A 21,335-nucleotide genomic window follows, 5' to 3' on the forward strand; every position below is an offset into this window, starting at 1 on the left:
CGGGTCGAAGAAGAGGGGTGAAACTGCGTCATCAATAACCGATTTTGCCGCGTTCGCGCCATCGAAAAAAGCGATGGTTGCTAATTTGTTTCATCGCTATAAACGTTCAACTATGGCCCCGCGTCAAACGATCTCCGGGGCGGTTCTACCCTTCAAACGCCCCTGAGAATGCCCGCGATCTCAACAGATGCCGCACCTTCAGGAGCGTGTGAAATGACCACACGACGCATTCATCCGGTGGACGAGGTTTTGCCGCTGCGACAGTTGTTCACGTTTGGCTTGCAGCATGTTTTGGTGATGTACGCGGGGGCGGTGGCGGTGCCGCTGATTCTCGGCAGCGCAATGGGGCTGACCTCGGCGCAGGTGGTGTTGCTGATCAACGCCAACCTGCTGACCTCCGGTGTGGCAACGTTGATTCAGACTTTGGGCTTCTGGAAATTCGGCGCGCGTTTGCCGCTGATTCAGGGCTGCTCGTTTATTGCGCTGGCGCCGATGATCATGATCGGCAAGGAGTTCGGGCTCAGCCAGATATTCGGTGCGGTGATCGCGGCGGGGTTTATTACCATCGCGCTGGCGCCGGTGTTCAGCCGATTGCTGCGCTTCTTTCCGCCGGTGGTGATTGGCAGTTTGATCACCATTATCGGTATCTCGCTGATGCCAGCGGCGGCGATCTGGTTGGGCGGTGGCAATCCTGATTCAGCGGATTTCGGTAACCCCGCCAATCTGTTGCTGGGCCTGGCGACGGTCAGCGTGACGCTGGTGATCTACGCCAAATTCAAGGGATTCCTCGGCAACCTCAGCGTGCTGATCGGCTTGTTCGTCGGCAGCCTGATCGCGGCGGCGTGCGGCATGACCCACTTCAATAAGGTGAGCGAAGCGGCGTGGTTTGAGCTGAGTGCGCCGATGGCATTTGGTGCGCCGGAATTTTCGCCGGTGCCGATTCTGATCATGACTCTGGCGATGCTGGTGATCATGGCCGAGACCACCGGCAACTGCCTGGCGATCGGCAAATTGACCGGCAAACCAACCACACAGCAGACCCTCGGCAACGCGTTCCGCGCCGATGGTTTGTCGACCATGCTCGGCGGCTTGTTCAACAGTTTTCCGTACAACGCCTTCACGCAAAACACCGGTTTGATTGCGCTTTCCAACGTGAAGAGCCGCTTCGTCGTCGCGGCGGCCGGGGCAATCATGGTGCTGATGGGCTTGTTCCCGAAGCTCGGCGCGTTGATCGCGGCGGTGCCGACGCCGGTGCTCGGTGGCTGCGCGATCGTGATGTTCGGCATGACCACGGTGGCGGGTATTCAGGAGCTGTCGCGGGTGCAATTCGAGGGCACTCGCAAAGGCATCATCGTCGCCGTGTCAGTGAGTGTCGGCGTGCTGCCGATGTCTTTTCCGGCGCTGTTCGAACACGTCGGCCCGACGCTGAAACTGGTGCTCGACAGCGGCATTTTCCTCGGTGCGATCACCGCCATCGTGCTCAATATTCTGCTCAACAATGAAAAAAAATCGACCGAAACCATCGGCGCTGCATCGGCTGAATTGGCCGACTGACTTTTGTTTTCCACTGCCCAGGAGTTACCCATGAATCAATTCACTCAGTTCATCCCGGCCGGCGTCAGCGATCTCGATCTGGCGTTGTTGCGCCAGACCATCGCCTTGTCCGAGGCCTCGAAACAGCGTGGTCGACATCCGTTCGCCGCGTTGGTCGCCGACCGCAACGGCAAAGTGATCGTCGAAGCGGGGAACAACTCGATGCCGCCGGAAGGCGATCCGACTCAGCATGCGGAACTGGTTGCGGCGGCTGCTGCGGCCAAGTTGCTGACGCCGCAAGAGCTGGAACTGTGCACGCTGTACACCAGCGCCGAACCTTGCTGCATGTGCGCTGGCGCGGTGTATTGGACTGGCATCGGCCGTGTGGTTTATGCATTGTCGGAGCACGCGTTATTGGGACTGACGGGTGACCATCCGGAGAACCCGACGTTCTCGCTGCCGTGCCGCGAAGTGTTTGCCAAGGGGCAGCGCAAGGTCAGTGTGTTCGGGCCGATGCTGGAGGGGGAGGCGGCCGAGCCGCATAAAGGGTTCTGGTCTTAACGTTTGAGCACTGCATTCCCGTCGGGAATGCAGTGCATGAAATCATTGAATTTCTCTTGTCACGCTGGCCGGCGTAATTTGCTGAAAAAGGACATGGAGACCTGCCAGTGAAATCATCCTCAGCTGAAAAATTCGACAACTCCCGCGCCAATGAATACGCGAAGCAAAGCCGCATCGCTTTGGCCGGTTATGACGCCTGCCATGATCTGGCGGCGTGCATGCTGGCTGCGAGTCTCGGGCAGTCACGGCCGGCGAAAATTCTGGTGGTCGGCGCTGGCGGTACGGCGCAGGAAATCATCGCGATGGCGGCACTGGAGCCGGACTGGAGTTTCACTGCGGTCGATCCTTCCGAGCCGATGCTGGACGCGGCGGTGCAACAGTTGCAGGCCAATGATTTGCTGCACAGAACGGAGGTGCATCTCGGTGAGATCAATGACCTGCCGGCGGATCAAACCTTCGATGCCGCGACTCTGATCGGCGTGCTTCATCACCTCAATGGCGACGAGCCCAAACGCGAGATTCTGCAATCCATTAAAGCGCGCCTGAAACCCGGCGCGCCGCTGATTCTGGCGGGTAATCATTACGCCTATGCGAGCCAACCGTTGTTGCTGCAAGCATGGGGCCAGCGCTGGCGGCAGCAGGGCGCGAGTGCCGATGAGGTGCAAGCAAAACTCGGAAAAATTCTGCAGGGGGCCGATCCGCCGCATTCCGAGGTAGCGGTTCAGACATTGCTGCATGAGGCGGGTTTTGGTCAAGCAACGCGGTTTTTCAGCAGTCTTTTCTGGGGTGCCTGGCTGACGTGTAAGGCGGTTTGAGTACAGTTTTTGCGTGGTGCGGCGGCTGATCTATAGTCACTGAACCGGCCACCGGACTCGGCCAGGACGACCCGCAGGAGCGCGAGAATTGATCACTCGACTGCAAGCACTCAAGTTGATGCAACTGGTCATCGCCTTGCCGGCCTATACCGTGCCCACCTGCACGACGATCGCCGCAACACTGTTTTTCGTCTTCGCCGTGCCGTTCAGCTTTGTCACTTCTCTGCCGCAGAGCGTTTTTCTACAGACACTGCCGTGGGTGACGCTGTTGCTGTTTATGCAGTGGGCCTGCTGGAGCATTTTTGCTGACGTGCTGGAAGACATTCCGAGCGTGCGGCATTTGACGTTATTGGTGTTTGGGCTGTTGCTGACGCTGTTCTTCGGCGCGTTCGCCTGGTGGCTGTTTGACGATCACATTCTCGGACTGATGTGCGGCTCGCAGGGGATGGCGGCGGGTGTGCTGTTGGTGATCAATTTGCTGCGTAAACGGTTTCAGACGGGTGAGTCATGAAAACGCAGCACGCAGCGCCTTGATCGATTCTTCGATCGTCATGCCCTGAGTCTCTGGCGGCGATGGGCTCTCCCCGAACTCCCGCCAGATAAACAACGTCAACTCGGCACCATCAGTCGCCGAAAGAGCGTTTTCAGCGTAGGCAAAATTTTCCAGCAACCGGTAACGCTCATCCTTCCAGAACAGCTCCTCAACCCAGTGATAAACCGGGATGAAATGGAAGTGAATGGGCAGGCCCGGTTGATGACCAAAGCGTCCGATATACAGGTGCTTGGGCTTCAACCGTTGCTCCATGACCTGCTGAGTCTTGGCGAGCAGACCGCCCATTTCGGCCAAGGCATCCGGCGATAAATCTGCCAGCGAAGTGGTTGCGACCTTGGTGCCCAACATCAGATAACCGGGGAGGGCGCTCGCCAGATGATGGTTGATGATCCAGTGCTCGGTTTCATGAACGATAAAGCCCGGGGCAATTTCTATCTGCCGTGTACTCAACTTATGCCTCTCCCGACATCACGATATTCGCTTCAATCTTCTTGCCCATGCTGATGCGCGGTTCGATCGAATAACCCAACGCTTCATAAAAAGCCGCCACGCTCGCATTGGCGCTGATGATCTGCAGATTGATCTTCATGCAGCCGCGCGCAATCAGCGCGTTCTCGGCGTGACGAACCAGTTTGGCTCCCAAGCCTTCTCGACGATGTGCGGGGTGCACCGCCACCGAGTACAACCAACCGCGGTGGCCATCGTACCCGCCCATAACCGTGCCGATGACTTCTTCATCTCGTAGAGCCACGAAAAACAGCTCATCGGCGACGGCGAGTTTTTTGTCGATGGCGAGGCTGGGAGTGTTATGGGCGGTTTCGTAACCGAAGACGGTTTCCCATAACGCTATTACCGCGTGTCGGTGGTGGTCGTTTGAATAGTTGGCAATGACGTCCATGGCGGGGCTCTTGAGTTGAATGAGCTGACGCTAGCGCTCTGTGGTTTGTGTGTCCAGGGGGCTTCAGATTGGATGGATGACAAAATTATCTGCAAAAAGCCGCATACATCGTTGATGTCCACCTACGCTAAGACCGTTCAGGCCATTGCGATCGTCGTGCAGCAGCGATCAAAGGCTTGCGATTGCAACCCATTGGTACAGGCGGAACCTGACCTGAGTGGTTTATTTCCTGGAAACCCCGGAAATCAACGATCAAGTCACGTAGGGCCGCTTGAAATCCGGCGCAGTGAGATGACCCCAGACCAGATTTACTCGCATATCCGTATCGTCCTCAGCATCATCCTGGGGCTGGGTATAACGACGTTACTCAAGGGGATCGCTTCGATCATCGAACACCCGCGCCAATTTGGATGGTCGTGGATACACATGAGCTGGGTGGTCTGGGCGCTCATTTCAATCATGACGTTCTGGTGGTGGGAGTTTCGTCTTACGCAGGTGCCGGTGTGGACGTTCGAGTCCTACTTTTTCATTGTTTGCTATTGCGCCCTTTATTTCATGGTGTCGACGATGCTGTTTCCGTCAGACGTGAGAGAGTTCGGCAGCTACGAAAACTACCTGCTCGAGCGACGTGCCTGGTTCTTCGGGCTCATCGCGCTCATCACGGCCATGGATCTCATCGACACCTCCCTCAAAGGCAACGCCCGCTGGCATACGCTCGGAGCGGCGTATACCGCCCACACCGTCATCATGCTCGGCATCGTGTTGATTGGCATCACACAGAAACGGCGGCGAGTGCAGCTGACACTTGCGCTGTTTACCCTGATCTATCAGGTCGGCTACTTTGTCGTGGAGTACTTCACTCTTTTAGCGGATTGAGTGTTAAGAACAGCCGTAGTTGCTCAATGGGATTCTTCCCTGACCGAGCCGATTGGAGTGACGTTTCTGGCCGAATTGCTAGCGGCGACAATGCCCCAAAACATCCGCCATCATTTCATCCGCACCACGCGCCCCATCAACCCGTAAAACCGGAATTGTTTGCCCGCTTAACCACGCCTCATGCCACGCTCGATTACGCCCTGAAAAATTCGGATCGTCATACTGCGAAGCCCATTCTCGGAAAGCCACATGTATCTCATGCATGTCGCCCCCTGGGGCGATCCGGTCGCCAAATCGCTCCCTTTCACGCGCGGCAAGACGCTCAAGGCGAACAGGCGTTGGTGTCACAATGAAGACGATCAAATCAGCGTGGGTGATCAGCGCATCGCCCCAGCCCATACAAGAGCCGGTCAGCACCCAGTTGTCGGCGCCCAGTTCCTGCTGCATCAACGAAACGCGTTCTTCAGGCGGCCGCTTTGTTGTGAATGGCGGGTTGGTGGGCGCCCAGTAAAAATCATCGACATCGACATGTTTTAAATCGAGCGAGGGCGCGAGGTTGGCACCCAAGGTCGACACGCCTGCGCACGAAGCACCTGTAATGTAGATCCGCAATTTTTCCTCCGTGAATACTGTTCGATAGTCCGTCTTATCCAGCCATGCGGCGGCTGACGGCGAGCAGGATATCAGGGTAGCGCGGCTTGAATCCTCGATGAATTTGGAAAGTAGCTAAGCAAGTTAGCTATAGGTTAACGTCCCCGACTCGTCACGATCAGCCCTGAATTCCGGACAGGATTACGCACGAGCGCACCCTCAACGCCAGTCGAAGATCCACGCAGCCTACAAATTGCCAGCGATGTCGTCGGCCAGCAGCTACAACAAATCGCCATTCTGACGTGCAACGATGTGCGCGGCGCCGGTCGTACGGTGGTTCAGCGCATGGGCATTGAGGCGCTGATCCGGGCGAACTGAGTCGTCACGACGATCATGCCCAAGCGTTCGCGGCCTACGAAAAACTGATGCGCCCCTACGTCAATCAGGCGCAAAGCGTGCCCAAGTTCGCGCCCCGACTGGCCTCGCCACATTCGCGGCTTGGCATCGGCCTCGGTCACGCGGTATTAAGGCTGGCCACCGCACCGGGTTTCAAGACGGTATATGGCAAAATTCTTTCACCGAAAGCAGACGCTATCGAGCTGCCGCGTTACGAAGAGCAACAAGGCGCGTAGCGTCTACTTCGATACAGATTCAATGAATGGAACACGAGCATATGGACATGAAAACCGTCGTCATCGCTGCGCTGAGCGTTTTATCGCTGGCTCAAACATCGCCGTCTCTGGCGGACAACAGCAACGGAAAAAATCTCTTCGTGCAGCGCTGTGCAATGTGTCACGGCGCTGATATCAAAGGCACAGGGCCGCTGGCGCATAAAAGCAATCCGCCGACGCCGGATCTGACAACAGCCGCTTTCAAGCAACGGCTGAGCGATTACCCGGGCGTCATTGTGTCGTCAATCATCCTGCGGCCAAACGGTGATTTGATCCCGAGAACGTTGCGCGAGAACGGTGTGAAGGTGCCGCCGCATACCTGGAGTGTTAAGGATTTTCGCGATTTGAATCAGTACATGAAAAGTGTCATTTCAAAACGTTGAGGGCTGCGGATCAGGGCCTGCTGCGCGCAGCCCAAACATTCAGTGACCACCTCGGCAGACTTGCGTTATCTTCCCTGCGACTCACCTGCAAAGGGTGATTCCCACAAGTAAGGATGCTTTATGACTCAACTGCCGCAACGCCTCAATCTGTTCGCGCTTTGCTTGATGGGTGCGCTGGCCACCACCTGTGTTCTGGCCCCGCAAAGTTTCGCGAGCGAAGGCTCCGTCAGCGGCCCGGTCGCCAACACCAAGGTCACCGAGCCATACGTGCGCATGATGGCCCGTGAGGCGTATTTCTGGGGTTGGCCGATGGCCAATATTTTCAACCGTCGCCAAGCGTTCAAGGATCTCCCTGAACCTGGCTTGATGGGCGGAATTGTTCCGGTCGCGCCAATCAATCGACTGTCGATGCTCAGCGATTACATCGATCCGGCCGAGCGCCTGGTGGCGTGTCCGAATCAGGACGTGGTCTACGGCGCGGGCAGCATCGCGCTGGATCTGGAACCGGTGGTGTTGCAGGTGCCGGATTTCGGCAGCCGTTTCTGGGTGTATCAAGTGGTGGATTTGCGTTCTGACAGCTTTGCCGAGCTCGGCAAAATGTATGACACCAAACCCGGTTTCTACCTGCTAGTGGGCCCTGACTGGAAGGGCGAAGTCCCGGCCGGGATCACCAAGGTCTTCCGCTCGCGCACCAACACCGGATTCGTGATTCCCCGGGTGTTCCAGGACGATAGCGCTGTCGATCGCGCGGCCATTCAGCTATCGTTGTCGGGCGTCGACATGTACCCGCTGTCGCAATTCGACGGTAAGGTCAAACACCGCGATTGGGCAAAACTGCCGAAATTCCCGGCGCAGGCCGCCGGCAGTGGCGAAACCAAATGGGTGATGCCAGAGAAGTTCTTCGACGAGTTGCCCGCGCTGCTCAAGGACGCCAAGCCGTTGCCGGGCGAAGAAGCTCGCTACGCACAAATGGCCGCACTGGCCGCCATTGCCAAGGCCGATCCTCAGCTCAAAGCCGCGATGATCGATGAAGCGAAAAAAGCCGACAGCGAAGTGATCGACCCGCTGTTGCAGTTCCGTAATTACGGCCTGCAACTGACGGATCACTGGAGCACCATCAGCAACGGCGCCGCGTTCGGCACCGACTATTTCAGCCGTACCGCCGTCGCGCGCTCGAATATCTTCGTCAACCAGCAGAAAGAAACCAAGTACTTCTATCAGGATCTGGACAAGACCGGCACGCGCCTCAACGGGCAAAACGGCTACACCGTGACCTTCGCCAAAGGGCAGCTGCCACCGGTCAAAGGCTTCTGGTCGCTGACCCTGTACAACGAACAGCACTTCTTCTCGCCGAACGACCTCAAGCGCTATTCCATCGGCACCAAAAACAAATCCCTGCAAGCCAATGCTGACGGCTCGCTAACGATTTACGTGCAGAGCGACTCGCCGGGCAAGGACAAGGAAACCAATTGGCTGCCGACGCCTGAAGGTGCGGATTTCTCGCTCTACATTCGCGCGTACTGGCCTGAGCCGGCTGCGCTGAACGGCCAATGGGTGCCGCCCGCTGTTGTCAAAGCCAATTGATCGCAAGGACGTTTACGATGAACACGTTCGCAAAATCACTGACAGCGCTGAGTCTGGCCGTTTCGATCAGCGCCAGCGCCCAGGCCGCCAGCCATTACCAGCAATTGGCCGACCTGCCGTTCGCTGGCGGTTACCCGACGCTCGAAGGCGTGGCGCAGCTGCAAAACGAATTGCTCTTCCAGCGCGCCGTGCAGTCGTACATCTGGGCTCTGCCGGCGTTGAACATGTACGCCATGAAAGAGGGCTCGGAGAAAGCTTTCGGCGCCGGTTACAACGTGCTGCCGATCTGGAAGGATCGCCTCAACGCCAAGACCCGCGTGACCACGCCCAACTCCGACGTGATCTACGCCATGGGCTATCTGGATCTCAAGCAGGACGGCCCGATGGTGATCGAAGTGCCGCCGGGTTTGCAGGGCATTCTGGATGACTTCTTCCAGCGGCCGATTTGCTCCGAGGGCCAGATTGAGGGTCGCCAGTGGTGTGGCGATGTCGGTCTGCCGGGGCCGGACAAAGGGCAGGGCGCCAAATATCTGGTGCTGCCGCCGGATTTCAAGGGCGAGGTACCGCCGGGCTATCTGACGTATCGCTCGCGAACGTACGGCGTGTTCGTGTTCTGGCGTGGCTTCTTCAAAGATCCGAAACAGCTCGATGCGCCGGTCGCGGTCATGGAGAAAACCCGCATCTATCCGTTGGGTAAACAGGCCACGGCCAAAGCGATGGTGTTCCCCAACGCCTCGAACACCCCGGTCAACATGCTGTACCCCACCGATGGCAGCGCTTTCGACATGCTGTCGCGGTTTATCGAACACGAATACGTCGACCCGCAGGACATGGAAATGCGTGGCATGCTCGCCGCACTGGGCATCATCAAGGGCAAGCCGTTCCAGCCCGACAAGGCCAGCCGTGACCTGCTCGACAACGCGGCGAAAACCGCCAGCAAGATCGGCCATGCGATCTCTTACACGCCGCAGACGATTGTCGCCAACGGCACGTGGTACCCGGATCGCAAGTGGCTGAATGTATTCCCCGGCAACGCGACGTTTACCGCCGACACGTTCAACTACATCGACCCGCGCACCGGCTTCTTCACCAACGCCTATTCCGCCAGCCCGGGCATGGCCGTGAACATGGAAAACGTCGGCGCCAAGTACCCGGCCACGTTCGTCGATGCCACGGGTGAATTCCTTTCCGGCAGCAACAGCTACACGTTGAACCTTCCCAAAGGTATCCCCGCAGCCTTGTTCTGGTCGGTCACCGCGTACGACTCGATCACCGCGTCCGGCCTGGACAACGGCCAGCCGTTTCCATCGATCAATACTATGGACAAACCGGTCGCCAATGCCGATGGTTCGATCGATGTGCATTTCGGCCCGGACTCACCCGGCGCCGGTAAAAACTGGATCAAAACCCTGCCGGGCGAAGGCTACTTCGTGATTCTGCGCCTGTACGGCCCGACCAAAGCGTTCTTCGACAAAGTGTGGAAGCCGGGGGATTTGCACAAGCAATGATTTGAGAGGTTCTTGAGCGGCATGGGAGCCTCAGCGTCCTCATGCCCTCAATACGCTTGCCGACGGCGCCCGTCGCAATGGAAACTTGATCCCCGCAACGTCGCAAGAAATCGTTGAACAGGACACCCCGGTGATCAGAAACATTACGGACATGGATTTACGCCTGCTGCGGATTTTCGCCATCGTGGTGAAGTGCGGTGGTTTCACCGCTGCGCAAGCTGAGCTGAACATGAGTCAGTCGAACATCAGCACGCATATTTCCAGTCTGGAAAAACGTTTGGGCTACCGGATTTGCGAGCGCGGCAAGGGCGGCTTTCGCTTGACCGAAAAAGGTCAGCGGATTCTCAAAGCGTCAGCGGCGCTGTTTGGTGCGGTGGATGCCTTCCGTGATGAGGCGCAGGATTTATCCGGGCGTCTGGTCGGGGATCTGTATCTGGGGCTGGCGGACAATATCGCGACCCTGCCGACCGCGCGCATCGACGCGGCCATTGCACGGTTTTATCAGCGCGAACACGACATGCACCTGCATATCTTCGTGAACTCGCCGATAGAGCTCGAACGCGCGGTTATCGACGGGCAACTGGACGTCGCCATTTCCTATTTCAGCCGTCCGCTACCGACCTTGAATTACCAGCCGCTGTACAGCGAGGAGATCGGTATCTTCTGCGGGCAGGCGCATCCGCTGTTCGCCGTCGAGGCGCCGACGCTGGAACAGCTCAAGGCCAGTGACTGGATTTGCCATGGTTTCTTGCCGGCCGATCAGGTGCTGCCCATTGCGCCGGATCGCGCTTCAGCCACCGCGCACCACATGGAGGCGGTGGCCCACGGCGTGCTCGCCGGGACGCATCTGGGCTATTTGCCTGCGCACTACGCGCGGCCATGGTTACAGAGCGGCAAGATGCGCGCGCTGCACCCGCAGACGCTGCGTTATGACGTGCAGCACAGCATGATCACCCACGTCGGGCACCCGCAAAGCGAGGCCGTGCGTGCCTTTATCGCAGATCTGCTGGCTGAGCACGGTTTGTGAGTTTTATCTCGGCAGCACGCCTTGCACGGCGTTGCGGAAGATTTGCGTGTAGTCGGCGGCACTGAGGACGCAGGCGTTGGTGTCGGATGAAGAAACATCGGCCAGCGCCTGTTCGCCAACCCAATCCGCCGCGTCGGTGTCCAGACCCATCTCGCCCAGGCTGTGGGCAATGCCCAACTGCTCGCGCAGCTGCAAGACCCAATCGAGAAAACCATCGAAATCAGGCTGCGGCAACTCCAGATAGCGGGCCAGTCGCGCGATGTCTCGGCTGATTGCCTGACGGTTGGCGACCAACACGTAGGGCAGCAGGATCGCATTCAGCAACCCGTGGTGTTTGTGATAACGCGCGCCCAGCGGATGGGCGAGGGCATGCACGCCGCCCAAACCTTTCTGAAATGCCACCGCGGCCATGGCCGAAGCGATCAACATGCCTTCGCGGGCAACCATGTTCTGGCCATCGCGATGTGCGTTGCACAAGTGCTGCTGAATCAAACGAATACCTTCCACCGCGACACCGGAAGACATCGGGTGATACAGCGGCGAACAGAAAGCTTCGATGTGATGGGTCAACGCGTCCATGCCGGTGGCGGCGGTCAGTGCGGCGGGCAGGCCACGGGTCAGCACCGGGTCGAGGATCACGCAGGCCGGCAGTAATTCCGGGTGGCTGACCACACGCTTGATGTTTTCTTCGCTGAGGGTCAACACCGCTTCGCGACCAAGCTCCGAACCCGTGCCCGCCGTGGTGGGCAGCGCGATCAGACGTGGCAGATCGAGGTGCGGAAAGTCAGCCAATGTCGGGTAACTGGCTATGACATTCGACCATTGATATTGCTCGAGGCCTTGAGCATCGACGGATGCCAGGCTGATGCCCTTGGCGGCGTCCATCGCGCTGCCGCCGCCCAGAGCAATCAGCGAATCATGCCGGCCAGCCTTGAAAGTGGCCACGCCTCGGGCGACGTCATTCAGGCTCGGGTTGCTGTCGATGTCGCTGAACACCGCGAAGGCAATATCGGCGTGCTGCAAATGCGCTTTGATCAGCGCCATAGGTTCCAGCGCGAGCATCCCCGGATCGGTGACCAGCAGCGGATTGCGCATTCCCAACAGTTTGCAGCGTTCGGCCAACACATCCAGCGCGCCGGGCCCGCAGAAAATTTCGGTGGGGTAATTCCAGTAATGAAGAGAAGACATCTGAACTCCAGATTCGCGGGGCGCAAGGGCCCCGCATGACAAGGCGGGGGGTTATTCGGTGCGCAGTTGCAGGCTGCTGCGCAGATAAGGCTTGGCGCGGAACAGGTAGATCAGGCCCAGCAGCGCGAGGATCGAGAACACCAGAATCACCGCCCACACCTGAAACCATGGCGCACCCGGAGGCGCCAGCGACTCCCGTGGCCAAGCGACGTTGATGCTTTCAAACACCAGCCAGAAGAACGCCGCAAGATTGACCGGCAGACCCCAGCGACCAAGGCTGAAAGTCCCAGGCTCGGGTTTCCATTGGCCGCGCAGACGAGCAAGCAGGGCGCAGCTGACGACAATCAGGAACACCATGAAAAAGCCGCCGCTGCCGAAGGCGATCAACGTGCCGACGGCCGTTGCGTTGAGGCCGAGCGCTAGACCGAGACTGGCGAAACAGGTGCTGAAAACCATCGCCGCGAAAGGCACTTTGCGCTTGTCGACTTTGCGCAACAGGGCCGACGCCGGGAGCATCGAGTCGCGGGCCATGCCGAACACGGCGCGACCGATGTAGGTCTGCACCGAGACGATGCAGGCGATGAACGCCACCAACACGATGCCCACGAAAGGTCGTTCCGACCAGCTACCGAAGGCATCAACGACAGCAGGTGTCACCGGGTCGACGATTTGCCCGGAGACCATGCCTGCGGTGTCGGTAAACGACAGCGTCACGGCGAATGCGGTGAGCATCACGGTGAGGCCGACCAGAATCATCGAGCGCAAAATCGCCCGTGGCGTCGACGTCCGCGCATCGGCAGTTTCTTCGGACACCTGCGAGCAGGCGTCGAACCCGAGGAAGGCCCAGCCACCGACCGCCATCGCCGTCAGAAATCCTGGCAGGTACGAGCCGTCGCCACCCTGACTGGAGGTCAGTCCTTCAAACACCAGCGACAGCGAATGGTTACGGAAGAACAACAGCAACAACACGCCGATGCCGATGGAGGCGATCGCCTCGGCAATGATCCCGGCGTTGACGAAGTACTTCAGCGGGTTGATGCCGAACAGGTTCACCCCCAAACCGAGCAGCAACAGCACGGCGCCGCTGAACACTTGGGCATTCGCCGATGGCGGCGCGCCGGTAAAAAACAGCCACAACCAGAAACCGCCCAGGTAGGCGACAGTGGTCAAGGAAGCCAATGCCGAGGCCAGATACATGAACCCGGTGAACCACGCCCAGCGATCGCCCGCCAGTCGCCGAACCCATTGATAGCAACCGCCGGCGAGCGGGTATTGCGAGGCCAGTTCGGCATAGACCAGCGCCACCAGAAACTGCAGCGCCAGGCACAGCGGAACGATCCAGACCCAGGACGGCCCGGCGTTCATCGCGCCCAATGACATCACCGAATAAATGCCCACCACCGGCGAAACGGTAGCGAACCCGACAGAAAATGAAGACCACAATGACAGACCGCGATGCAGTTCCTGGGCATAGCCTTGGCTGTGCAGCAACGATTCGTCGGCGTTTGGGCGGGAAAGAGGCGAGGTCATTGTCGGCCTCCTATTGAAGCGCTGGCGCTGGAGAGCGCGCAATGACAGGCACGGCAGCGTGCGAGCAGGGCGGACATAAGAAATTCCTTGGTCGGCAGACACATTATTTTTAGGATCGCCTTGTCTCAGGCGTACCGACGAAACGGCCTCCTTCATGAGGAGTGAAGGGAGCTTAAGCCAGGCAAACATCGATAAAAATTCATATGTTTGTAGGCTGGGTTCTGGAATTTCATATGTTTGGAGAAGGGAGCAGAGAAGTTGGCTGACCGTGATCAGCCGTCGTTGATTGGCAAAGCGCAGGCTAGCCCCATTGCGCTCTGGAAAGCCCATAGCATTTGCACATTGCAGGCACTCCAGACAGATCCAGTTCGGCGTCATACAAATGCGTTGCGCCCAGCTTGAGCATGGCGTTTTGCGAACGAAGATTATTAGGCGCGACGTGGAAGTAGACGATGTCGTACGCCTTGAACGCATGCTCCAGCATCAATCGCTTTAGCTCGCGATTGGCCAGCCCGCCCCACTTCGCCCGCGTCAGAAAGGTGTAACCGATGGCGATTGCGTCAGGCTGGTCGGGCGGTGAGTAGTAGCTCGACATGCCGACGATCTGCCCGGAGGCCATCTCGATCACGGCGAGGGCTTTGCCGCTGGCCAGGCGCGCGGCGAAGTAGGGCGCGAAGACCTGTCGGTGATAGCGATCCGTGGCCGGGTGGCCGGCCCAGATCAGCGGGTCACTCGCCGCCAGCAGCATGCCTTCAAAATCACTGTCGGCGAGTGGTCGCAGTTGCAGCGTGTTCCCGCTTAAATCGGGTTGGTTATCAAAGTTGCGCACTGGACGGGTTTCCTTGTCAGGTGAGTCCTGAGAAAGAAACCAGTCTAGGGCGACCGTCGTTCAAGGAAAGATCCAATGCACGGATTTTTCATGGAGCCATCGCTACCGGCTTAACGCTGGTAACGATTGCCCGGCCGTTGCAATCCCAGATGATCCCGCAGCGTGCTGCCGCTGTACTCAGTGCGGAACAGCCCGCGCTGTTGCAGCAACGGCACCACGCCGTCAACGAAGTCATCCAGACCTTCCGGCAGGAACGGCGGCATGATGTTGAAGCCGTCGGCAGCCTGGCCGACGAACCATTCTTCAAGAGTGTCGGCGATGGTTTTCGGCGTGCCGATCACGGTGTGATGGCCGCGCGCGCCGGCGACTTTCAGGTACAACTGGCGAATTGTCAGGTTTTCCCGGCGCGCCAGATCGATGAACAAGGCCTGACGGCTCTGCATCGAATTGCTCTGCGGCAGCTCTGGCAACGGGCCGTCCAGATCATATTCCGACAGGTCGAAACCACCGGCCATGCCCGCGAGCATCGCCAGTCCAACCCGTGGCTCGACCAGATCCTGCAACTGTTGGTATTTGTCTTCCGCTTCACTTTGCGTGCGGCCAATCACCGGCGAAATCCCCGGCATGACTTTCAACTGCTCAGGACGGCGGCCGTAGCCGGCAAGTCGACCTTTGACGTCGGCGTAAAAGGCTTGGGCGTTGCTCAGGGTCTGTTGTGCGGTGAACACCACTTCAGCGGTGCGCGCGGCCAAGGCCTTGCCCGGTTCCGAGGAGCCGGCCTGAATCAGCACCGGGTAACCCTGTGGCGTGCGCGGAATGTTCAGCGGCCCGCGTACCCGGTAGTTTTCGCCGTGGTGATTGAGTACATGCAGTTTGTCCGGCTGGAAAAACACGCCGCTGGTTTTGTCGCGGATGAAAGCGTCGTCTTCAAAGCTGTCCCACAGGCCGGTGACAACATCGATGAACTCTTCAGCGCGCTGATAACGGTCGCCGTGTTCGAAATGCTTGTCGCGGCCAAAATTCAGCGCCTCCAGATCGGTCGCCGAGGTCACCAGATTCCAGCCACTGCGCCCGCCGCTCAAGTGATCGAGGGAGGCGAACTTGCGCGCCAGTAAATAAGGTTCGTTGTAGCTGGTAGAGACCGTCGACACCAGGCCGATGCGCTCGGTCACCGCTGCCAGACCCGAGAGCAGCACCAGTGGATCGAAGACATCGCCAGCGGTGGTGAACTGGCCCAGTTCCGGCGAGCCCATCAAGGCCAGGTTGTCGGCGAAAAATATCGCATCGAACTTGCCGCGTTCGGCGGTGGTGGCGAGTTTTTTGAAGTGCTGGAAATCCAGTCCGCCGCCGGCCCAGGCACGCGGGTGGCGCCAGGCGGCGAGGTGATGGCCGCTGCTCATGAGAAACGCGCCCAGGCTCATTTTTGCTGTTGTCATAGTGTCCTCAGAAGTCATAGCGCAAGGTCAGGCCGGCAGTGCGCGGCTGGCCTGGCGAGGCGGTGTAAAGACCGTTGGAACCACTGCCAACAGCCAGGTAATACTCACGATCGAAGGCGTTTTTCACCCACAGCGAGGCGTCCAGCAAACCGTCGCCGTAGTCCATGCGCGCGCCGACCGAGAAGTTGGCGAGGCCGTAGCCGTCGATCTTCGCCAGGTCGGAGTTGTCGAGGGTGCCTTCGCTCTCGGAGCGATAGGCATAGCTGCCGGTGGCGTAAGGTTCGATGCGGTCAATGCGCGGCCATTTGTATTCGCCGTTGATGTTGCCGATCCAGCGCGAGGCGCCGGCCACACGCTGGCCGCTGAGGTCGCAGTTGGTCTGGCCGGGGTTTTCCGAGGGGCAGGGCGCGTCTTTGAACGACAGATAGGTGACGTCGTTGAACGAGCCGTTGACGTTCAACGTCAGTCCGCGAACCGGCACGGTGGTGGCCTCAAATTCGAGTCCACGTGAGCGCACGGTGCCGGCGTTGGTCAGCAATTGGTAACCGGTCAACGAGCCCGGCGGCTGGTAGTAAGTGGTGGCTTGATAGCCGTTCACGCCCGTCCAGAATACGTTCGCGTTGAGTTGCAAACGCTGGTCGAACAGCTGACTTTTGATCCCCAGTTCCGCGTCGTTCGCCCGCTCGGGGCCGACCAGCAATGACTCGGCGCCAGCGCTCGGAGCCGAGCCGACCGCAAGGTTTACACCGCCGGATTTTTCGCCGTGGGACAACGAGGTGTAGCCCAACACATCGTCGCTGAAGTGGTAGCTCAAGCTGGCCAGAAACGACGGTGCGGCGTTGTACAGGTGCAGGTCGCCGGTGTCGTAGGCGCCGACCTGGCCGGCGCGGATCGCGTTGCCATCGACCACGCCCGGGATCACCACTGGCGTGCCGCCACCCTCAGGGGCGAAGCGCTTAACGTTGGCTTCTTTTTCTTCGTAAGTGCCACGGATGCCGGCGCTGAAATCGAGGCGCTGGGTCAGGTGGCAGGTGCCTTGGGCAAACAGCGCGTAGCTCTCGGTGTCGATCTTGCCGTTGACCTTGCTGCTGACGTTGTTCAGCGCATTGAGATTGGCGCCGATCAGGTTGAGATCCGCCAGCGGCCCGAGGTCGGTGAAGATGCGGTTGCCGAGGTCTTGCTTGAACGCGTAGGCGCCAACCACGTAATCAAAGAACTCGCCTTTAGGCGAAGCCAGGCGCACTTCCTGCGAGAACTGCCGGTCGTGGACTTCGTAGCCGAAGTCGTTGATCACCGGGACTTCCAATTGGTCGGCGTCGTTGGCCGGGTTGAAGTGCCAACTGCGATAAGCACTGATCGAGGTCAGCGTGTAGCCACCGGCGAGGTTCCAGTTGGCTTCAACGGAGCTCGCGTTCTGGTGCACGCTGACGTTCTGGCGGCCATCGATGTTGCTCTCGCCCACCTGCGGATTCGCCCCGACCAGTGCCGCACGGCGCCAGAACACGGGCCCCGCACCGTAAATCACGCTGCTGCCGCTGCTGGAGTTTTCGCTGTTGTATTCGTTGATCCAGCGCAGGCTGAAATCGTCGTTGGGTTTGAACAGCAATTGCCCACGCAAGCCTTCGCGCTCACCGCCGAGCAGTGTGCGATCGTCGTGGCGATTGTTCAGGTAGCCGTCATCGCGGGTGCGATAGAACGACAGTCGCCCGGCGAGGGTGTCGGTCAACGGCCCGGACACTGTGCCTTTGCCTTGAAAGTAGCCGTCCTGCCCACCGGACACTTCGAGGCTGCGCTCGGGGGTGAATGTCGGGCCACGGGTGGTGATGTTGAGCACGCCGGCCGTGGTGTTTTTGCCGAACAACGTGCCTTGCGGCCCGCGCAGCAATTCCAGTTGCTCGACGTCGAGCATGTCGAACGCGGCCATGCCGGGGCGGCCGAGATAGACGTTATCCAGGTAAATCCCGGCGCTGCCTTCGAGGCCATCGCTGGCCGGGTTGTTGCCGATCCCGCGCACGGCAAAACTGGAAACCCGCGCATGGACATAAGCGACGTTGACGCTCGGCAAGGCCTGTTGCAGATCCTGAATCTTGTAGATGCGCTGGGTTTCCAGGTTGGCGCCGCTGAGGGTGGTGATCGGCGTCGGTACGTCTTGCGACTGTTCTTCGCGACGGCGCGCGGTCACGGTGACCTGTTCAAGCCGTGGCGCCGAGTTGTCGGCTTGAGTTGCCGTCGGTGTGGACGCTTCGGGCTCATCGGCGGCGAAGCTCTGGGTCGAGCAGAGGACACCGGGCAGCGCCAGCCATAAGGAAAAGCTCAGGGGCTTGAGGCGATGGGCCGTGGTGGCCGAGTAACGTAAAAGCATGGACGCAGAGCTCCTTTTTTTGCCGCGCGACGCAATCGGTCGGGCTCGGTAGGAGTGCCATGCTAGAGCGTGTGAAGGAGAGAAAAGGGGCCTGCGCGGACAACCTATGGTCCGCCGCAGACAAGTGACTCAAACCGCGATCGACAGTGCTTGCTCACCCGCGAAAACAATGGGCCGTGGCACGTAACGTTGAGGTTGCAACGGCACATCATCACGCCGCCATTTGCCGGGACTTTCGCCGGTCCAGCGACGGAACGCGCGATTGAAACTGCTCGGCTCATTGAAGCCCAGTCGATAGCAGATTTCGTTGATCGAGCAGTCGGTCTGGCGCAGGTAACTGAACGCCAGTTGTCGCCGGCAATCGTCGAGCAACGCCTTGAAACTGCTGTCGTGTTTGAGCAAGTGCCGATGCAGATTGCGCACGCTCATGCCGAGCTCATCGGCGACACGACTTTGCTGAACTTCACCCAGAGGCAAGTAACGAATAATCGCCGCGCGAACCCGCTCCGGCAGATTCAGGCGTCGTTGCCGTTCGAGGTAGTCGTTGAGCACGCCATCGAGTCCTTGGGCCACGGCGTGATTGGCCGTGTTCAGCGGCGCATCCAGCCAGCGGTTGCTGTATTCGATGGCATTTTCGCCGGCGTCGAAGCGGATCGGGCAACCGAGCAAACGTGTCCAGCGCAGCGGATCTTGTGGGGCCGGGCGGGCCAGGCGCACGCCGTGCACGATCGGCAAATCCACCCAGGTTTGCCGGGTGAAGCGCACCGCGCAGGCAATCGACGCTTCGGTGGCGATCTGCTCCACCTCCGCGCCGTCGGCCACGCCGTAAACCATGCGCGTGGTGTGCGGCCCGCGCACCAGACTCATTGCCGCCGACGTGGTGATCACCGGGGCGTAACGCACGCCCCGTTGCAACGCTTCAATCACCGTCGAACTGCTTTGCGCGGCGAAAAACAACCCGTGAAAGTCGGTCGGATAACTGTACTGCGCCACTTGCAGGCCGAAGCATTCGTCAGCACTGATGCGCCGCGCCGCCCGCCAGAATGCGCTCATGGCGGGGAGGGCAATGCGCTGATCAGGGTCATGCAGATGACAACGGCTGATACCGGCCTCGCTCAGCAGCGGGGCGGCGTCGATGCCCTGCGCTTCCAGCGTGCGGGCGATGACTTGGGCCCAGGTGGCAATGGTATCGGTGCTTGGCATGGTGGTTCTCCGGCGTGTTCGGTTATCCGTCCTCGGGGTGATTCAGGCGAGGCCTTCGGCGGCCAAGGTCTGCACCACTGATTCCCGCGCGCGGAAGCGACCGAGTGCGGCCTGCAGCGCAGGGAAATCGTTGAGCACACCGACGCGGGCGCTCCAGCCAAGGAAGACGCCGAGGTAGGCGTCCGCCACGGTGAAACGATTACCGACCAGATACTCGGTTTGCGCCAGTCGCGCTTCGATCGGTTTCAGTGCGTTGCTCAGTTGTTCCAGCGCACGTTGGCGAATGCCGGGGAATGCGCTTTCGTCAGCGCTGTAACGCTCGGGGCGATTGATCGGGCGAAACGCGCCAACGTGTACTTCCGTCGCCACGTAACCGAGCCAGCCTTGAATCTGCGCGCGCTCGACTGAACCTGCCGGTGCGAATAATTCTGTGCCGGGTTTGAGGTCGGCGAGGTACGGCAGGATCGCGGTGTTTTCGGTGAGCAGCGTCTGGTTATCCAGCAACAGCGCCGGCACGCGACCGGTCGGGTTGATCTGGCGATAGGGCGAGTTCGGGTCGCCGAGGGTCACGCGCTCGACGTTGATAGGCAGTTGCAATTCGTGGATCACGACATGGGCAGCGAACGAGCAGGCACCGGGGAAAATGAACAACGTGGTCATGGAGAGTCCTTGTTTTAGCGGCTGGCTTGTGGGGTTTGCGAAGCGGTGTCGGTGTGTTGCAGGGCAGCCTCGATGAAGCGCGGCTCGGCCCAGGTTTTCACTTCAAAACCTTTGCGGATCAGTTTCGCCTGGAGCGCCAGATCGACGCTGCGCTGCAAGTTATCGAGGAACGGCGCGTCGAGCTGCGGGGCGAAAATCTTTACCAGCGATTGGTCTTTGGCATCGGTGGTGAGGATGTCTGCGGGGAAGCTGGCGAGTTTTGAAACGAGGTTGATGTAGTCCTGTTTGTGGTCGTCGTTGCGCAGCCAAGTGATGGCGGGCTGTTGCGCCTTGATCAGGCGCGCGACCAGTTCCGGGTGTGCGTCGACGAAGGCGCCACGGCCTAACAGCACGGCTTGCATGCTGCCGGCGCCATCGAGGTCGACGGTGGTCAGCGGCAATTCAGCGAGGCCGCGTGCCTTCAGCGCAATCACGCCGGCGCCGGACCAGGTCGCGTCGATTTGCTTGGCGGCGAGTGCTGCGTTGGCGGCGTTGTAGTCGAGGTTGACGACTTTGTAGTCGCTCTCTTTCAAGCCTTGGTGCGCCAGTGCCGAGGCAAACGAAAGTTGCGTGGCAGTGCCTCGGAAGATAGCGACGCGCTTGCCTTTCAGCGCTTCGAGGGTGGTGATGCCCGAGCCCGGCTGTACGGCGAGATAGAGTTTGACGTCACGGGCCGTCGCACTGAGCAAACGCGTGTCGAGACCACCGGCCTTGCCGATGATCGCTGGCAAGTCGCCGAGGTAAGCGAAGTCTTCCTGGTTGTTGGCCAAGGCCTCATTGATCGCCGGCCCCGCGCCTTTGAAGAAGTCCCAACGGATCTTGATGCCGTCCTTTTCGAACTCCTTTTCCAGGGTTTGTCGGTCGCGTAACACATCGACAATCCCGGCGCCGCTGGGCGTCGGCCCGGCGCTGATGTCCGGTACGGCGATACGGATTTCCTTGACCGTATCGGCCAGCGCCAGACTGGAAACGAGTAAAGCGGCGAGGGTGAGCGCGGCTTTCGGGAGGGAAATTCTGCTAAACGACGTCGTTCGACTCACACGGATGCTCCTGCAAATTCCAGCGAGGTGCCGGATCGAAGGCGCAGG

21 protein-coding genes are annotated in these 21,335 nt (G+C 59.6%); 10 read left to right on the top strand and 11 right to left on the bottom strand.

The window, feature by feature from the left end; translation table 11 throughout:
* Positions 1–213 precede the first annotated feature (213 nt).
* From ACIOMO_RS01380 to ACIOMO_RS01395, 4 genes are all read left to right on the top strand, one after another.
* The gene (locus tag ACIOMO_RS01380; RefSeq protein ID WP_401237619.1) at positions 214–1,554 is read left to right on the top strand and encodes a nucleobase:cation symporter-2 family protein; all 1,341 of its coding nucleotides are present in this window, start codon (positions 214–216) and stop codon (positions 1,552–1,554) included.
* 30 nt (positions 1,555–1,584) lie between these two features.
* Positions 1,585–2,094, top strand: a complete 510-nt coding sequence (locus ACIOMO_RS01385) for a nucleoside deaminase (RefSeq protein WP_401237620.1) — start codon at positions 1,585–1,587, stop codon at positions 2,092–2,094.
* A 107-nt stretch (positions 2,095–2,201) separates the two neighbouring features.
* Positions 2,202–2,909 carry a class I SAM-dependent methyltransferase gene (locus ACIOMO_RS01390; protein ID WP_401237622.1) on the top strand — a complete coding sequence of 236 codons (708 nt, stop codon included), beginning with the start codon at positions 2,202–2,204 and terminating at the stop codon, positions 2,907–2,909.
* Between the two features lie 88 nt (positions 2,910–2,997).
* On the top strand, positions 2,998–3,420 hold the full coding sequence (locus ACIOMO_RS01395; RefSeq protein WP_401237624.1) for a hypothetical protein: 423 nt from the start codon (positions 2,998–3,000) through the stop codon (positions 3,418–3,420).
* On the opposite strand, the gene ACIOMO_RS01400 is transcribed toward ACIOMO_RS01395, so the two are convergent.
* Both ACIOMO_RS01400 and ACIOMO_RS01405 read right to left on the bottom strand, forming a co-directional pair.
* Positions 3,415–3,897 (bottom strand): HIT family protein, encoded by a 483-nt coding sequence (locus ACIOMO_RS01400; protein ID WP_401239380.1) that lies wholly within the window; start codon positions 3,895–3,897, stop codon positions 3,415–3,417. The genes ACIOMO_RS01395 and ACIOMO_RS01400 overlap by 6 nt on opposite strands.
* Positions 3,898–3,913: 16 nt before the next feature.
* Entirely contained in the window at positions 3,914–4,360 is a 447-nt protein-coding gene (locus tag ACIOMO_RS01405; RefSeq protein ID WP_401237625.1) for a GNAT family acetyltransferase, read from the bottom strand.
* A 72-nt stretch (positions 4,361–4,432) separates the two neighbouring features.
* On the opposite strand from ACIOMO_RS01405, the gene ACIOMO_RS01410 reads away from it, so the two are divergent.
* Positions 4,433–5,236 carry a hypothetical protein gene (locus ACIOMO_RS01410; RefSeq protein ID WP_401237627.1) on the top strand — a complete coding sequence of 268 codons (804 nt, stop codon included), beginning with the start codon at positions 4,433–4,435 and terminating at the stop codon, positions 5,234–5,236.
* 78 nt (positions 5,237–5,314) lie between these two features.
* Here ACIOMO_RS01410 and ACIOMO_RS01415 read toward each other — a convergent pair whose 3' ends face one another.
* Positions 5,315–5,848 carry an adenylate kinase gene (locus ACIOMO_RS01415; protein WP_401237628.1) on the bottom strand — a complete coding sequence of 178 codons (534 nt, stop codon included), beginning with the start codon at positions 5,846–5,848 and terminating at the stop codon, positions 5,315–5,317.
* Positions 5,849–6,252: 404 nt separating this feature from the next.
* Between ACIOMO_RS01415 and ACIOMO_RS01420 the strand changes: the two genes are divergently transcribed.
* The 5 genes from ACIOMO_RS01420 (at position 6,253) to ACIOMO_RS01440 (ending at position 11,000) form a co-directional block, all read left to right on the top strand.
* A complete protein-coding gene (locus ACIOMO_RS01420; protein WP_401237630.1) occupies positions 6,253–6,459 on the top strand; it encodes a hypothetical protein in 207 nt (68 codons plus the stop codon).
* A 47-nt stretch (positions 6,460–6,506) separates the two neighbouring features.
* Positions 6,507–6,881: a cytochrome c gene (locus ACIOMO_RS01425; RefSeq protein ID WP_401237632.1), complete on the top strand. Its 375-nt coding sequence runs from the start codon at positions 6,507–6,509 to the stop codon at positions 6,879–6,881.
* A gap of 120 nt (positions 6,882–7,001) precedes the next feature.
* Positions 7,002–8,465, top strand: coding sequence for a DUF1254 domain-containing protein (locus tag ACIOMO_RS01430; RefSeq protein WP_401237633.1), 1,464 nt, complete (start codon positions 7,002–7,004; stop codon positions 8,463–8,465).
* A gap of 17 nt (positions 8,466–8,482) precedes the next feature.
* The gene (locus ACIOMO_RS01435) at positions 8,483–9,973 is read left to right on the top strand and encodes a DUF1254 domain-containing protein (RefSeq protein WP_401237635.1); all 1,491 of its coding nucleotides are present in this window, start codon (positions 8,483–8,485) and stop codon (positions 9,971–9,973) included.
* A gap of 130 nt (positions 9,974–10,103) precedes the next feature.
* On the top strand, positions 10,104–11,000 hold the full coding sequence (locus tag ACIOMO_RS01440) for a LysR family transcriptional regulator (RefSeq protein WP_053120439.1): 897 nt from the start codon (positions 10,104–10,106) through the stop codon (positions 10,998–11,000).
* A gap of 3 nt (positions 11,001–11,003) precedes the next feature.
* Here the strand turns inward: ACIOMO_RS01440 and ACIOMO_RS01445 are convergent, their stop codons facing one another.
* The 8 genes from ACIOMO_RS01445 to ACIOMO_RS01480 form a co-directional block, all read right to left on the bottom strand.
* Positions 11,004–12,188, bottom strand: a complete 1,185-nt coding sequence (locus ACIOMO_RS01445; protein WP_401237638.1) for an iron-containing alcohol dehydrogenase — start codon at positions 12,186–12,188, stop codon at positions 11,004–11,006.
* Between the two features lie 51 nt (positions 12,189–12,239).
* Positions 12,240–13,718, bottom strand: a complete 1,479-nt coding sequence (locus ACIOMO_RS01450; RefSeq protein WP_159811425.1) for an APC family permease — start codon at positions 13,716–13,718, stop codon at positions 12,240–12,242.
* A 301-nt stretch (positions 13,719–14,019) separates the two neighbouring features.
* The gene (locus ACIOMO_RS01455) at positions 14,020–14,547 is read right to left on the bottom strand and encodes a GNAT family N-acetyltransferase (RefSeq protein WP_401237640.1); all 528 of its coding nucleotides are present in this window, start codon (positions 14,545–14,547) and stop codon (positions 14,020–14,022) included.
* A gap of 110 nt (positions 14,548–14,657) precedes the next feature.
* Positions 14,658–15,983 carry an LLM class flavin-dependent oxidoreductase gene (locus ACIOMO_RS01460; protein WP_400748733.1) on the bottom strand — a complete coding sequence of 442 codons (1,326 nt, stop codon included), beginning with the start codon at positions 15,981–15,983 and terminating at the stop codon, positions 14,658–14,660.
* Positions 15,984–15,990: 7 nt separating this feature from the next.
* Entirely contained in the window at positions 15,991–18,345 is a 2,355-nt protein-coding gene (locus tag ACIOMO_RS01465; RefSeq protein WP_401237641.1) for a TonB-dependent receptor, read from the bottom strand.
* A 129-nt stretch (positions 18,346–18,474) separates the two neighbouring features.
* Positions 18,475–19,548: an AraC family transcriptional regulator gene (locus ACIOMO_RS01470; protein WP_401237643.1), complete on the bottom strand. Its 1,074-nt coding sequence runs from the start codon at positions 19,546–19,548 to the stop codon at positions 18,475–18,477.
* A 42-nt stretch (positions 19,549–19,590) separates the two neighbouring features.
* Positions 19,591–20,208 carry a glutathione S-transferase C-terminal domain-containing protein gene (locus ACIOMO_RS01475; RefSeq protein ID WP_401237644.1) on the bottom strand — a complete coding sequence of 206 codons (618 nt, stop codon included), beginning with the start codon at positions 20,206–20,208 and terminating at the stop codon, positions 19,591–19,593.
* 14 nt (positions 20,209–20,222) lie between these two features.
* Positions 20,223–21,260 (bottom strand): ABC transporter substrate-binding protein, encoded by a 1,038-nt coding sequence (locus ACIOMO_RS01480; protein ID WP_401239383.1) that lies wholly within the window; start codon positions 21,258–21,260, stop codon positions 20,223–20,225.
* Between the last annotated feature and the right edge of the window lie 75 nt (positions 21,261–21,335).

The organism is Pseudomonas sp. NPDC087804, assembly GCF_044742965.1.
Classification (GTDB): domain Bacteria; phylum Pseudomonadota; class Gammaproteobacteria; order Pseudomonadales; family Pseudomonadaceae; genus Aquipseudomonas; species Aquipseudomonas rustica.